This is a genomic window from Tepidicaulis sp. (assembly GCF_965222285.1).
Lineage (GTDB): Bacteria > Pseudomonadota > Alphaproteobacteria > Parvibaculales > Parvibaculaceae > Tepidicaulis.
This window is the reverse complement of the sequence record NZ_OZ244942.1, coordinates 1,028,870-1,041,434: the sequence shown is the minus strand read 5'-3', so window position 1 is coordinate 1,041,434 and position 12,565 is coordinate 1,028,870. Positions and strand designations below refer to the sequence as shown.

Annotated in this window: 13 protein-coding genes; 6 read left to right on the top strand and 7 right to left on the bottom strand. The window is 61.9% G+C overall.

Annotated features, from left to right (window positions below):
* Positions 1-129: 129 nt before the first annotated feature.
* Positions 130-303, bottom strand: a complete 174-nt coding sequence (locus tag ACOQOT_RS04905) for a hypothetical protein (protein ID WP_420561259.1) — start codon at positions 301-303, stop codon at positions 130-132.
* Positions 304-586: 283 nt separating this feature from the next.
* Here ACOQOT_RS04905 and ACOQOT_RS04900 point away from each other — a divergent pair, with 283 nt between their 5' ends.
* Positions 587-1,681 carry a DUF2336 domain-containing protein gene (locus tag ACOQOT_RS04900; RefSeq protein WP_420561258.1) on the top strand — a complete coding sequence of 365 codons (1,095 nt, stop codon included), beginning with the start codon at positions 587-589 and terminating at the stop codon, positions 1,679-1,681.
* A gap of 13 nt (positions 1,682-1,694) precedes the next feature.
* Here ACOQOT_RS04900 and ACOQOT_RS04895 read toward each other — a convergent pair whose 3' ends face one another.
* Complete coding sequence (locus tag ACOQOT_RS04895) at positions 1,695-2,876, bottom strand: mechanosensitive ion channel family protein (RefSeq protein ID WP_420561257.1); 1,182 nt, start codon at positions 2,874-2,876, stop codon at positions 1,695-1,697.
* A gap of 32 nt (positions 2,877-2,908) precedes the next feature.
* Positions 2,909-4,498, bottom strand: coding sequence for a peptide chain release factor 3 (locus ACOQOT_RS04890; protein ID WP_420561256.1), 1,590 nt, complete (start codon positions 4,496-4,498; stop codon positions 2,909-2,911).
* A gap of 260 nt (positions 4,499-4,758) precedes the next feature.
* Here ACOQOT_RS04890 and ACOQOT_RS04885 point away from each other — a divergent pair, with 260 nt between their 5' ends.
* A complete protein-coding gene (locus tag ACOQOT_RS04885) occupies positions 4,759-4,980 on the top strand; it encodes a hypothetical protein (protein WP_045445610.1) in 222 nt (73 codons plus the stop codon).
* On the opposite strand, the gene ACOQOT_RS04880 is transcribed toward ACOQOT_RS04885, so the two are convergent.
* The gene (locus tag ACOQOT_RS04880; protein ID WP_420561255.1) at positions 4,977-5,375 is read right to left on the bottom strand and encodes a DUF1491 family protein; all 399 of its coding nucleotides are present in this window, start codon (positions 5,373-5,375) and stop codon (positions 4,977-4,979) included. The two genes, ACOQOT_RS04885 and ACOQOT_RS04880, sit on opposite strands and share 4 nt — an antisense overlap.
* 443 nt (positions 5,376-5,818) lie before the next feature.
* On the opposite strand from ACOQOT_RS04880, the gene ACOQOT_RS04875 reads away from it, so the two are divergent.
* The 3 genes from ACOQOT_RS04875 to ACOQOT_RS04865 all read left to right on the top strand — a co-directional run bounded on the left by ACOQOT_RS04875 (position 5,819) and on the right by ACOQOT_RS04865 (position 8,319).
* A complete protein-coding gene (locus tag ACOQOT_RS04875; RefSeq protein WP_420561254.1) occupies positions 5,819-6,889 on the top strand; it encodes a hypothetical protein in 1,071 nt (356 codons plus the stop codon).
* A 399-nt stretch (positions 6,890-7,288) separates the two neighbouring features.
* Positions 7,289-7,771, top strand: coding sequence for a hypothetical protein (locus tag ACOQOT_RS04870; protein WP_420561253.1), 483 nt, complete (start codon positions 7,289-7,291; stop codon positions 7,769-7,771).
* 116 nt (positions 7,772-7,887) lie between these two features.
* A complete protein-coding gene (locus ACOQOT_RS04865) occupies positions 7,888-8,319 on the top strand; it encodes a SufE family protein (protein WP_420561252.1) in 432 nt (143 codons plus the stop codon).
* Between the two features lie 6 nt (positions 8,320-8,325).
* Here ACOQOT_RS04865 and ACOQOT_RS04860 read toward each other — a convergent pair whose 3' ends face one another.
* Positions 8,326-9,255 (bottom strand): DUF6456 domain-containing protein, encoded by a 930-nt coding sequence (locus tag ACOQOT_RS04860; protein ID WP_420561251.1) that lies wholly within the window; start codon positions 9,253-9,255, stop codon positions 8,326-8,328.
* Complete coding sequence (locus tag ACOQOT_RS04855; protein ID WP_420561250.1) at positions 9,248-9,799, bottom strand: helix-turn-helix domain-containing protein; 552 nt, start codon at positions 9,797-9,799, stop codon at positions 9,248-9,250. The genes ACOQOT_RS04860 and ACOQOT_RS04855 overlap by 8 nt, the downstream gene beginning before the upstream one ends.
* A gap of 208 nt (positions 9,800-10,007) precedes the next feature.
* Here ACOQOT_RS04855 and ACOQOT_RS04850 point away from each other — a divergent pair, with 208 nt between their 5' ends.
* Complete coding sequence (locus tag ACOQOT_RS04850; RefSeq protein ID WP_420561249.1) at positions 10,008-10,574, top strand: helix-turn-helix domain-containing protein; 567 nt, start codon at positions 10,008-10,010, stop codon at positions 10,572-10,574.
* Positions 10,575-10,592: 18 nt separating this feature from the next.
* On the opposite strand, the gene ACOQOT_RS04845 is transcribed toward ACOQOT_RS04850, so the two are convergent.
* The gene (locus ACOQOT_RS04845; protein ID WP_420561248.1) at positions 10,593-12,545 is read right to left on the bottom strand and encodes a hypothetical protein; all 1,953 of its coding nucleotides are present in this window, start codon (positions 12,543-12,545) and stop codon (positions 10,593-10,595) included.
* Positions 12,546-12,565: the final 20 nt, after the last annotated feature.

The window sequence follows — 12,565 nt, the reverse complement described above, 5'->3', positions numbered from 1 at the left end:
GGAAAGAAAGAATGGATGGAGGACCCCCAAGGACCACGCCCCTGCTTTCGTCTTCCCCAATGGCTACGCGGTTATCGACACTCGCTGCCGCGAAGCCACACGCTTGTTCACGCGGGCCAAGCCGCCTTCTTAGCCGTCCTGCGCGGGCCAGGAAGCGTCCATGATGGCAGCCAGCGAAATCTCGCTGCTATGCGCCGCCTTCGAGGCGCCGCCGCCTGCTTTCGGAAATTCGAGAATCTTCGCCGGCTCGTCGTAATACCGGGCACCCGCCTCGCGGGGTTTGAACTCTATGATCTTGGCCATCTCATCGCTCCCGATTGAGAACCGCCCCCCTATTGAAGGTGTGAGCACGACAGCCTCCCTATGCCTCATCATTACAATTTGTCATGAATGAAGAATTAACGGGTACCCTTTGCACGCGTTTCAAAATGAAAAAATTAACTCCCGGCCCGGAAAAATTTTCACGATGATTCGCGGCGGAATGCTCGAAATTTAACGGAATTCCGGCACGTTCTTTTAACAAGTGTGCACGATATTAGGCCATTCACCGAAGGTTCAGGATGGGGATCGTTAGGGTTTTGCGACCATGGCCGAGTTTGCGCGTCTCAATCAACTGATCGAACTTGCAAAAGAACCGTCAAGCGAGCGGCGGCGTACGCTGCTGCGCGAAGTTACCGATATCTTCGTCGAGAATCCGCAAGGCTTCAGCGAAAGCGAACGCGGGCACCTTGCCGACATCATGACCCATGTCGCCAGCGAGATGGAAGCGCGTGTGCGCTCCGAGCTTGCCTACCGGCTGGCGGAAGTCGTGGACACGCCGCGCGAAGTGCTGCGCCAGCTTGCCAGCGATGAAGTGGAAGTCGCCCGGCCCATCCTTGAAAAAAGCCGGGGCCTTAAAGAAGAAGACCTCATCGCCATCATCCAGCAAAAAGGCGGCGCGCATCAGGAACTCATCGCGGCGCGCGACGATGTCACCATCGCCGTTTCCGGCGCGCTTGTCGAACATGGCGACGATACCGTGCTTGAAAAGCTCGTCACGAATAAGGGCGCGCAGATCGATGAAGAGACGATGAAGCGTGTCGTCAAGCGCGCCGAGGCGAACAAGGACCTGCACGAGCCTCTGGTGGACCGGGACGATCTCTCGCCCGAGCTGATGCATGACATGTTCTGGTTCGTCTCTTCGACCTTGCGCGAGACGATCCTCTCCAAGGCGACCAATCTCGACCCGGATATGGTCAACCGGCTGCTGCGCGAATCCGAGGAACGCATTCTTCTGGAAATGGGCTCCGCCCCGCCGGAAAAATCCCGCGCCCATCTTTATATCGAAAAGATGATCGCCGAGCGCGAGCTCAACGAAGCGCTGCTTGTCAAACTGTGCCGGGAAAAGCAATGGCCGGAGCTTGTCTGCGGCCTCGCGCATCTTGCCAATATCGACGAGAAGACAGCCAAACGCGTTTTCTTCGACAAGACGGGCGAAGGGCTTGCGATTGCCTGCAAGGCCTCGCGTTTCGACCGCTCGACCTTTTCGACTTTTATTCTGCTTCGGGAAACCGGCTCTCAGCGCTCCATCGAGGACACGTATAAGCTGCTCGCGCTTTACGACGAAGTACCGGTGGATGTGGCTCAGCGCACCATGCGCTTCTGGCGCGTGCGCTCCCAGGAAAAGAGCGAGGCGGCGTAACCTTGCCGCCCACCTAATTGGCGCGGGGCGCCTCGCTTTGCCCTTCCCCCTTGGCATCGCTCGGGGGAACGAAAGGTTCGGGCCTGCCCTCCGGCCATTTTTCCACATAAAGCGACTGGCTCGGGAAGGCGAAACCGGTGCCCGCCCCTTCCACGATCTCCTTCACTTTAAAGGCCAGCTCTTCTTTCAGCTCCAGCCATTCTCCCCAGACGGTGGTGTGGGTGAAGGTATAAAGCAGAATATCGATGGAGGAGGCGCCGAAAGCATCGATGCGCACGAAGAGCGGGGCTTCGGCGGGGCCGACAAAGGCCTCATGCTCGCGCAAATAGGCTTCGATCTTGTCGCGGATTTCTTTGAGCTGATCGAGGCTCGTGCGGTATTCCACGCCGATCTTCCAGAAGATGCGCCGGTAGGTCATGTCGGAGAAATTCGTCACCGCCGCATCGGAAAGTTTCTGGTTGGGCACGAAGACCGGAGCCTTATCGAAACGGCGCACCATGGTGGAGCGGAAACCGATATGCTCCACCGTGCCTTCCACCACCGTGTCGACCAGGATCCAGTCGCCCTTGCGGAAGCGTTTTTCGACGAGAATGGAAAGCCCGCCGATCAGGTTTTTGAAAAGATCCTGCGCGCCGAGCGCGACGGCCACACCGAAAAGCCCGAGCCCGGCAATGATGGGGGCGACCTGCACCCCCCAGATTTGCAGAACGGTCGCAGCCCCGATGGCGATGACGCCCCATTTCGCGCCCGTCACCAGCCAGTCCAGCATTTCCTCGGTGAGCACGCGTTCAAGCTCGCGCAGAAGATCGGAGATCGGGGTCAGCGCATTATGAATGCCCCAGAAAATCGCAATGGCGATGAGCGAGCGCAGCACATTGCTGGCAACCACCGCCGCCGTGCCGCCGAGATCGAGATAATCGAGCGCAAAGAAAACGCCGATAATGACGAAGACAAAGCGCAAAGGTTCGGCAAGCGCCGCATGGAGTTTGTCGTCCCAATGATTGGGCGTGTTCTTTACCCAGCGGTCGACCACGGAAAAGATGAAGCGGGAAAAAAGCCCCCGCAGCAGATAGAAGAAGAGAAAGATGCCGAGCGCGATCAGCGCATCGCCCACCGAATAGCCCCCAAAGCCGCTATTCCAGACCTCCAAGGTGATGCTCCACAATTCAGCGAATTGAGCCGGCACGTTTTCCATCGGCATCCTCTTGTTTCAGCCAGGCCTTCTTCTTATGCCTCGACGGCTTGACGTTCGCGTGTCGCCGAGAAGGAAATATTCGGCCATTTATCCGTTATATAGCCGACCTCCCAGGCGCTTTTCGCCATGAAGACGGGGGCGGCGTCCCTGTCCTCGGCAATATTACCCTGATTGGCATCGACGAAACGCTTGAGCTCCAAAGGATCTTCCGCCGAGACCCAGCGCGCGGTTTCGAAGGGCGCCGGCTCCAGCCCCACTTTGATGCCGTATTCGGCATCGATACGCTCGCGCAGCACTTCAAGCTGCAGCTGGCCGACGACGCCGATCACCCAATTGGCACCGATCTTCGGTTTGAAGACCTGCGTCACACCTTCTTCGGCAAGGCTTTCGAGCGCCCGGCGCAAATGCTTCATCTTCATCGGATCATCGAGGCGCACGCGCTGCAGAATTTCCGGCGCGAAATTCGGAATGCCGGTAAAGACCAGGTCTTCGCCTTCCGTCAGCGTATCGCCGACGCGGATCGTGCCGTGGTTCGGGATACCGATAATATCGCCCGGCCAGGCTTCTTCCACCAGCTCGCGGTCCTGCGCAAAAAAGAGAATGGGATTGTGGACGGAAATGACCTTGCCGCTCGATGAGATTTTCAGCTTCATGCCGCGCTTGAAACGGCCCGAGCAGAGCCGCATGAAAGCGATCCGGTCGCGGTGATTGGCGTCCATATTCGCCTGCACCTTGAAGACGAAGCCGGAGACCTTGCCTTCATCAGGCTCGACGGTACGCACCGTCGTTTTTTGCGGGCGCGGCGAGGGGGCAAGGCTTGTGACCCCGCGCAGAAGCTGGCGCACGCCCACCTTGCGCAAGGCCGAGCCGAAGAAGACCGGCGTCATGGCGCCCGCGCGGTAAAGATCGAGGTCGAAGTCGGGGCTTGCGACCTGCGCCAGCTCGGCTTCCTCGCGCAGGGTTTCCAGTTCCTTTTCCGGAATATACTGCGCCATAGCATCGGAGGAAAAGTCCACCGCCTCGCCCGTGCCCTCTTCACCCTTCGTGTGGGGCAGGAAGGTGTTTTCTTTCAGATCGATAAGGCCTTTGAAGAGCCCGCCCATGCCCGCCGGCCACATCATCGGCACGGTATCGAGCGCCAGGCGTTCGGCGATTTCGTCCATCAGCTCGAAGGGGCTTTGGCCTTCCCGGTCCACCTTGTTGATGAAGGTGATGATCGGCACATCGCGCAAGCGGCAAACTTCGAAAAGTTTTAGCGTCTGCGCTTCGATGCCCTTGGCCGCATCGATCACCATGATGGCGCTGTCGGCGGCGGTCAGCGTGCGGTAGGTGTCTTCGGAAAAGTCTTCGTGGCCCGGCGTGTCGAGCAGGTTACAGATCGTGTTCTCGAATTCGAAGGTCATGACGGCGGAAGAAACCGAAATCCCGCGCTCCTGCTCGATCTTCATCCAGTCCGACTGGGTGCGGCGGCGCTCGCCCTTGGCTTTCACCTGCCCGGCCATGCGAATGGCCCCGCCCATCAGAAGCAGGTTTTCGGTCAGGGTCGTCTTGCCCGCATCCGGGTGGGAGATGATCGCAAAAGTGCGCCGGCGGCGCACGGCTTCGGTTTTCGGTTCGTACATGAATTCAAGTGCCTGAACTGCAATTTCGGGCCGGAAACGAGGAGCCGGCCCCGCTCCCAAAGGCGGCGCACCCTAACCCAAGCAGGCGGCGGATGCCATACCTTGAAGAGCCTCCCGAAAGCCCCCCGAAAGTCCCCGCGGACCTTACGTTTCCGCCAAGCGTCCCGCTTGATTCACATCATGACGTGCGGCGCGGAAACAGGCAGAATGGCACCATTCAACATTTACCCTATCAAACCCATCAGACGAAAGGATTTCCCATGGCTGGAACAGCCCGTGACATCGTGACCCCGCATCTTGAAGCTGCCATTGCCGAAGCGGAGGCCGCCAAATACGACGCCGATGTGGTCGGCCGGCTTTTCCTGGAAAAAGCCATCCAGCTTTTCCGCACCGTGCGCTCGAACGAGGATATCGCCGCAGAGCTCATCAGCTCCGCGGAGAATATCGACCCGGACGGCGACTATATGTTCATGCGTCCTTAAATCTTGAAAAGAGACGACGCGGAAAGATCCGGAGGGCGGCTCTCCTCGCCCTCCACTTTTTCCTGCAGGAAATGGCGCCGCGCCTGATCCTCGATTTCCACGACCCACAGATCCGGATCGAATTTGCGCTGGCGCTCGATATAAGCGTCCGCTTCGGCCTCCGCGACCGGCGCGGGGCCATTGCCCGGTATCCAGACGGGGCTGCCGTCCCCTGCCCGCGCGCGGGCATAGACCATGGCCGTGCCGTCAAGCCCGTTCACCTTCACCAGCACCGTGCCCGAGGTGTCATCACCCCGCCGCACCACCATGGCAGGAACATTTTCCGCGCCCGCGCGGCGGATCAGGGCTTTCACCCAGATTTCCGCTTTCAGCCGGGGTTCGTCGCTATGAGGCACGCTGGAGGCCCGCTTTCTTGTTGAAACCGCGCTCTCTCATATCATGAATGAGGCGGGTCTTGCGGGCATTCTTTGCAAGATCGGACGCGCGCTTTAACCTCATGCACATGATCGCCCGGCTATAAGGTGGAAGCGCCGCAGAAGCGCTCTCCGCTCAAGAGGCATGGTAAACATCCCTATACGGAACAGGTTTGTAAGAACCGGTCCGCGCGGGCGATATTTTGCCAGGCTGTGTACCGCCCGTCATTCGGGCCGGACATTGTGCCGCCGTTCAATATTGAATAAGGCAGGCCGCCGGCGTTCTTTTTTGGCAATTGCATCGGGCAGGAGCTTCACACTAGTATATGCGCCATCCGCACAATCATGGTATGAATGTTGAATCGGGGGCAATTGGCATTGCTGTTGCGTGGGGCATGGGCACAGCCTTTCGAGGGGTTTCGGGTATGACGAAGTCGCGTTTCGCCGCCGGATGCGGTTCTTCCGGTTTTCTTTCCATTCGCGCTGCCATCACTGGCGCCGCCCTTCTGGCCCTTGGCGGCTGCGCCGTCATCGACGGTGACAGAAGCGCCCAGCCGGCCAGCACAAGCCCGGCACAACAGAAAAGCCAGCAGGCCAGCCTGCCCGCACCCGCCGATAGCGGCGCGGAGGTCTTCATCCTGCCCGAGCCGCGCCCGGCGCAAGGCGTCGCCGCGCTGTCCGGCCCGCTGCCGAACGACACGAGCCTTAATGGCTTTGCCCAGGATTATGCGGTTTTCCAGAATGTGCTGAACGATGCGAGCACGCTGAAACTCAACACGCCCAACCAGGTGCGCCATGTACTCCAGCAATTGCGCTATTCCGAGCCCAAGCGCATCGCCCGCGGCTGGATTGCCTACCGGGCGCTTATCGCGGCGCGTGATCCGGCCTTTGCCCGCGGCGTTAAGGCGCGCGTTTCCGCCGAAGGGCGCGACAACGTGCTGAGCAATTTGAGCGGGCGCGGCGTTTATGCCCGCCGGATCGACGGGGCGGGCTCCGCCACCGCCGCCGTGATCGAGAATATCGCCGCCGATAACGCGAAAATGGCAACGCTGAGCCAGCGTTTCCTGACCGCCGCGCGCGATTTCCAGTCGAAAAAATGGGGCAGCCTGACCCCGCTGCCCGAAGACCGCACGGTCGATACGGCAGCGCTGGAAGAAGGGCGCGGCGTCATCGAGGCGATCAAACAGGAATTCAGCCCGATTTCCACCGCCCATGCTGCCTCTGCGCCGCTGATGGAGCAGGTGCTGGCCGTGGCCGCGCGCCATGTCATCGACGAGCAGGAAGCCCAGTCCCAGCTTATCGACAGCTTTACCGCGAATTCCAATTCCACGCGCTGCCTGCGCTGGGCCCGGCTCAATCTCAATCAGTGCCTGGCCGCCGCCCACTTCCCCTCCGAGGAAGCCTGGTGCACGGGCAAGCACGGGCTGGAAGATGTGCGCGCCTGCTGGGCGAAAGTGCTGCCCCGCAGCGCCCGCCTGAAGGCAAAAGAAGAATAAGCTTTTCTTCTTACCGGTATTCCGATCCCGCCGCGCGTTAACCTTGGTTGACGCGCGGTTTTCTTTTGCGCCTTAACCTTTATTACCGCAGCGCCTAACCTTCTTCCTTTGCAGGAAGCAATGCGGCGCCGGATCTTTAAAATTTTCACGGCATTTGAAGCAAAAACTTTTCAAATACTTTTCGTTTTTTGCGAAAAACTACATCGACTTAGCCGAGTTTTCTTGAGTCTTTGCTAGCCAAAGAACATAGTTTTCCCAACTTAAGTCCGGGTGCTTTGAATTTTAACAAAGTGCTTAAGACTGGCTCAGTTTCCCGCTTTTACGCTGAGATATCGGTTAACCCGAGAAGAAGCAGCGAGAGTGATGTTTATTCTGCGAGCCATATTCTGGATTGCTGTCTTGGCCTTCCTTCTGCCCACGGGCGAGGGTTCCGCGCCGACGCGCGCCGGGCACGGCTTCTCCGCTGCCCAAAGCGAAGACTACCGGCCCCTGCCCGCCGCTTACCGGCCCGGCGAGGACGCCTATGGGTATGAAACGGTCAGCAACGGCCCGCAGGGCTCTTACGTCAGCAACCAGATCGACCCGGCAAGCGACATGCCCATTGCGACCGGCGACAAACTTGCTCATGCCTTGCAGCTTGCGCAGGCCACGGGCCAGGCGATCGGCGATCTGATGGCATTTTGCGACCGCAACCCGCAGGTCTGCGACACCGCCATGACCACCGCCTATTTCGTCCGCGCCCAGGCCGAGCACTACGGCCTGAAGGGGCTGGAACTGATCGGCGCTGCGGTAAATGAAGGCGTGGACGACCCCGCCGTCATCTGGCGCCGGGTGCAGAGCGCCGAGGGGCCGGTCCCGCTTCCGCGCCCGCAGCGTTACTAGGCCCGCCCGCAGCTTTATTAGGGATATTAGCCGCCCGGTTGCCTTTGCCGCGCCCAGGGACTATGTCAGGGGCACAGCCACGCGCTGTGCCTTTTGCACAATTCCGGCCCGTCAGCATGAGTATCGAAAGCCTTCTGGAAGATTTCGCGTTCCTCGATGATTGGGAGGACCGCTACCGCTATGTCATCGAGCTCGGCAAGGGCCTCGCGCCGCTGTCCGAGGCCGAGCACAATAGCGAGACGAAAGTGCAAGGCTGCGTCAGCCAGGTATGGCTGGTCTCGGAAGTCGCCGAAGAACAGGGCAAAATCACGGTGCTTTTCCGCGGCGATTCCGATGCGCATATCGTCAAAGGCCTGATCGCCATTCTTCTGGAAATGTATTCGGGCAAATCCCCGGAAGAAATTCTGGCCATCGACGCCAAAGAGGTGTTCTCCAAACTCGGCCTCGATGAGCATTTGAGCCCGCAGCGCTCCAACGGGCTTTATTCCATGGTGAACCGGGCGCGGGCGGACGCAACGGCGGCCATTGCCGGCGCCCAGCCCGCCTAAGCTCCGCTAGAGCCGCTTTCCGCTTCTTTCTTTTCTGCGCAATCCGTAGTGGAGAGCGAGCCTTTCGAGCGCCAGCCTCAGCACCACCTTGCCGCTGCGCTGGGGCCAGCCGAAGCCGCGCTCGGCGCTTTCCAGCCCCTGCAAATGGCAGCAGACTTCAATAAGAAGATCCGAGAGACCGGGCCCGGCCTCGGCGAGTGCCGCCTCGAAACGCCGCCGCGCCTCGAGCGCTATATCGCTGATCTCACCCTGCCGGAAGACGCCTTTCTGCCGGGCATCGCTCGGCAGCGCCATGGACCAATCCCGCGTCACGGAAGGGGTGAGCGCTGCCAGCGTGAAATCCCGCCGCAGCTTTTCGCCCGCTTCATATTGCGCCTCATCGATAAAGGGCGCGCCGCCCGGCCCCCGCCGCCGGCGCAGCCAGCCAAGCGGGCTTTCCCCGGCATTGAGCGTGACGGGCGTCTCCGTTTGCGCCGCCCCGGTGCGTTTTTCGCGCACCCGTAATTGATGCTGGGCGCGAAAGCCGTCTTCCGGCACCAGGCCGCGCCGATACCAGGCAAGGCCCGCCTCGGAGAGCCGGTATAGAGCCAGCGGCGGGCCGTCATTGTCAGCCCCGCCCGCTCTTCCATGAGCGGCACTGGCATGGGCGACACTGGCATGGGCAGCGCTGGCGCTCAGCCAGTCTTCAGCGAGAAACGCCGCAAGCAGGCGGAGGGAGACGCGCATGACAGGCTTCGCCCAGCGGTTGCGGGCCACGAAGAGCCCCGCTTCGTCTTTTTCCAGCGGCATGAGATGCGCGCCTTCTTCCTGCAAACGGCGGAAGATGCGTTTTGCCTCCCGCTCAAGCTCGCCCCGGGCAATCGCCGGGCGCGCTTGCGCCTGCGAAGGGAAACCAGAACGAGCGCCGGAAGGAGCGCGGGTATGAGGCTCAGGCATGAGGCACCCCTCCCTTTTGCACAGTAGCGGCAAAGGCCTGCATAGAGGCGGCGCGCGGGCGCCTGCTTTGCGGCACCGGCCGCTCGCCCAGCGCGGAGACGGCGCGCACTGCCAATTCGATCCTGTCGAGCATCAGATCGAACTCGGCATCGTCGCGCCGGTCTTCGATGCATTCGCAGGCATAGGCGACAGTGGTGCGGTCGCGGAAAAACTGCCGGCCCACTTCCGCAAAGCTCAGCCCGAAAACCACATGGCACAGATACATGGCGATCTGCCGGGCCGTGGCGACCGGCGCCCGGCGCCGTGTCGCCGCGCGCAGTTCCTCTTCCGGCACGGCCCAGGCATGGGAGACCGCCTGCTTGGTCAATTGCGCCAGGCGAAAGGCCCGCTCACGCTGCGCATGGCGGGGCGGCGCCAAAACGGCGCGCGCGGAAGGCGGCCGCACCGATGGCAAGGCGGGTGACGGCAAGACCGGTGACAACGTGACCGACCGGGAAATGACGGGACGATTGGCTTTTCTGACTTGGTTTTTGACAGGTTCCATACGCGTTCAGACCTCCTACCCTGGAAAACCGGTTGCTCATTCCCCCTATTGCCGATAAAGAACATATAGGGAACATGAGCGCACTCCAAGGTAAAACTTACGTATCGCGTAAGGTGGCGGGGATAGGTTACGCAAATTTCTCGAACGCCGACGGAAGGCGGGGCCAACATGGATCAGCCGGACAGCGAAGACGGAGGGGAACGAGGTCATGAACAATATCCGCCAGCTGCGCAAAGCGCAGGGCATGACCCAGGCGGAGCTCGCCCGCCGGCTGGAGACGAGCGTGGCCACGATCTCCCGCCTGGAAAGCGCCGATATCCGCCTTTCCGCCGATTGGCTGACACGGATCGCCGAGGCGCTCGGCGCGCGGATGGGCGAGTTGATCGAAGAACGCGGCCGCCCGGCTCTCGCGGCCCTCGGCCATATCCGCGCCGATGGCTGGGCAGTGCCGGGCGCCCTGCCCGATAGTGCGGGATTACTCGGCGATGTGCCGCTTGCCGATCCGGTGCAGGTCTTGATCGGCGCGGACCAGGGCGGCTTCAAAGCGGGCGAAGTGCTGATCGCCGACCGCCTGCCCTCCTTCCAGATACCCCAGCTTTACAACCGTCCCTGTCTTGCCGGTCTTGAAGATGGCCGGGCGCGCCTTGCCCGGCTCGTGCCCATGCCCGAAAGCGATGCGCCTTATCTTCTTGTGCCGCTCGGCGACGGGGAAGCGTTTCAGGCGACAGCGCTTTCTTGGGCGGCCCGGCCGGTGCTGGCCGTGCGGGCGCTTTAAAGACCCAGTTTTCTTCTTTCAGTTTTCTTCTTGAGGCAGCGCGCAGGTGCCGTTCCACACGCCCCCGGCGCGCGCATCATGTTCCAGCGACCAGCGCCCGGTGAAGGACTGGCCTTCCTCGCTCAGCACAAATTCGGCATCGCCGCGCGCAATCTCGGAAATCCAGGTGCCCTCGAAACGGGTGCCTTCCACCTCGCCGATGACGAAGCCGGGGCGCATGCCCGCCTCGCGCCGGTAGCTGCCGGTTACGGCGCCGTCCCGCTCGATGAGATGCAGCTCGCCCACATCCGTTTTCCAAAGACCGGTGAAGCCCTCGCATATATCGGGCAGCGGCGTCACCTCGAAACGCCGCGCGGCGAGCAGCCCGCCGCCATGTTCAAGGCTCGCATAAGCGCCAAGCTCATGCTCGCCGGGCTCTTCCGGCGCAAAGAGCAGCGCCGAGCCTTCCGCTCCGCCCAACGTGTAGCGCTGCTGAGCGGCGGGATCGCCTTGCGCATTGAGGCTGAGATAGCCGCCATCGGCCAGGCACATGCCGGGGCCGAAATCCGGATCGACGCGAATGACCTCGCCTTCCTTGTATTCCTCGCGCTGCAGGGAAAGCTGCGGCGCCGGCGCCGGGCGCACGCCCGCAGCAAGGGAGCGGCGCGGATCGAGCTTGAGCCCGCGCACCAGTGCTTCGAGCGCTGCGGCGGGTGTGCGGATCGGGCGCTTGGCCTCTTCTACTTCTTTCAGTTCTTCGGGCTCGGGCGTCTTGCAGGTCGAGCGTTCCCAGCAAAGCCGATAACCGGCGCGCGCCGCCTTGACCGCATGCAGCGCGGAAAGCAAATCGGCGGCAGCGCAGATCCCGTCTTCGGTTTTTTGCGGCGCAGGCGCTGCATCGCGGATGTGCAGACTTGCCGCCAGCCGCCCGCCATTCAGCATCGCATCGGCCAGCGCTTTGAGCGACAGGCTGCGCGCGGTTTGATCCTCGGCGGCAACTTGCATGAAGCGCTGTGCACGCGAGAGCGAGAGCACCACGGCCCGCAGCCGCCAGACCGTGTCGCCTTCATCGGCTTCTTCCGCCTCCTGAACAAATCCGGAGAGACCTGCAGCCACCTCGCCCACTTCCATCTGCGCGGCGCGCCAGGTTTGCGGGTCTTCTGGGCCGCGGGCAAGCTGCGCGAAGGGAGCTTCGAGCTTTGCAAGCGCGCGGGACACATCGAGTGTCTGCAACCTGCTTTCGGCCGGATGGGGCGCATATTTCGCGCTGATCGGCGCGCCATTTGCGAGCGCCACCAGCGCTTCTTCCGCCACGGCCAGATCGTCCATCATGGCGCGGGCAGGTTTGCAATCGAGCACCGGACAGGAAAGATGATTGCAGGCATCGGCCTCTTTTTCGATGGCACCGGCAAGCGCCGTGACGCGGGCAAGCGCCGTGCGCAAAAGCGGCTCATCGGTGCGGCAGGAAAAGGCGGCAGGCACGGCCTTGCCGCTCTCGCCGCAGCCTGCATCGAGGCGGCACTGCTCAAAGGCGCCGAGGAAATGCCGGTAGGCAAGAACGGAAACGCCCGCCGTTTCCTGCGCTGCGGCCAATTGTCCGGCAAGGCGCCCGTCTTCCGTGCCGCCTGCGCCGGGCGGCGGGGCTTCATTCATCCGCGTTTCAAGACGGCGAACCTGCGCCATGGCGCGCCGCGCCTCTTCCTCGAAAAAGCGCACGCTCTTCCAGGTGCCGGTACAAGCGGGACAGGTACCGCCAGCAAGCTCGCCCTTCGCCTCCCGCCCCTGGCTTTCGCGCAGGCGCGCGGCAGCGGCGAGCGCCTCTTCAAGTTCGGCGCCGAGACGGCGCGTTGCAGGAGAGGCAAGATTTTGCTGAAGCTCGGGACCGTCCGGCGCATCGCGCCCGACAACGAAAAACAAGAACGCCCAGGTCAGCGTGAGCCCGGCGACAAAAACGCCGGCGGCGAGTGCCACATACCCGAGCCTGCCACGCATCTTACCGTTCACCCGACGCC

Excerpts from the sequence above, each read along its gene's own strand:
- ACOQOT_RS04905 (WP_420561259.1), bottom strand. The coding sequence starts at position 303 with ATGGCCAAGATCATAGAGTTCAAACCCCGCGAGGCGGGTGCCCGGTAT.
- ACOQOT_RS04900 (WP_420561258.1), top strand. The coding sequence starts at position 587 with ATGGCCGAGTTTGCGCGTCTCAATCAACTGATCGAACTTGCAAAAGAA.
- ACOQOT_RS04895 (WP_420561257.1), bottom strand. The coding sequence starts at position 2,876 with ATGGAAAACGTGCCGGCTCAATTCGCTGAATTGTGGAGCATCACCTTG.
- ACOQOT_RS04890 (WP_420561256.1), bottom strand. The coding sequence starts at position 4,498 with ATGTACGAACCGAAAACCGAAGCCGTGCGCCGCCGGCGCACTTTTGCG.
- ACOQOT_RS04885 (WP_045445610.1), top strand. The coding sequence starts at position 4,759 with ATGGCTGGAACAGCCCGTGACATCGTGACCCCGCATCTTGAAGCTGCC.
- ACOQOT_RS04875 (WP_420561254.1), top strand. The coding sequence starts at position 5,819 with ATGACGAAGTCGCGTTTCGCCGCCGGATGCGGTTCTTCCGGTTTTCTT.
- ACOQOT_RS04865 (WP_420561252.1), top strand. The coding sequence starts at position 7,888 with ATGAGTATCGAAAGCCTTCTGGAAGATTTCGCGTTCCTCGATGATTGG.
- ACOQOT_RS04860 (WP_420561251.1), bottom strand. The coding sequence starts at position 9,255 with ATGCCTGAGCCTCATACCCGCGCTCCTTCCGGCGCTCGTTCTGGTTTC.
- ACOQOT_RS04855 (WP_420561250.1), bottom strand. The coding sequence starts at position 9,799 with ATGGAACCTGTCAAAAACCAAGTCAGAAAAGCCAATCGTCCCGTCATT.
- ACOQOT_RS04850 (WP_420561249.1), top strand. The coding sequence starts at position 10,008 with ATGAACAATATCCGCCAGCTGCGCAAAGCGCAGGGCATGACCCAGGCG.
- ACOQOT_RS04845 (WP_420561248.1), bottom strand. The coding sequence starts at position 12,545 with ATGCGTGGCAGGCTCGGGTATGTGGCACTCGCCGCCGGCGTTTTTGTC.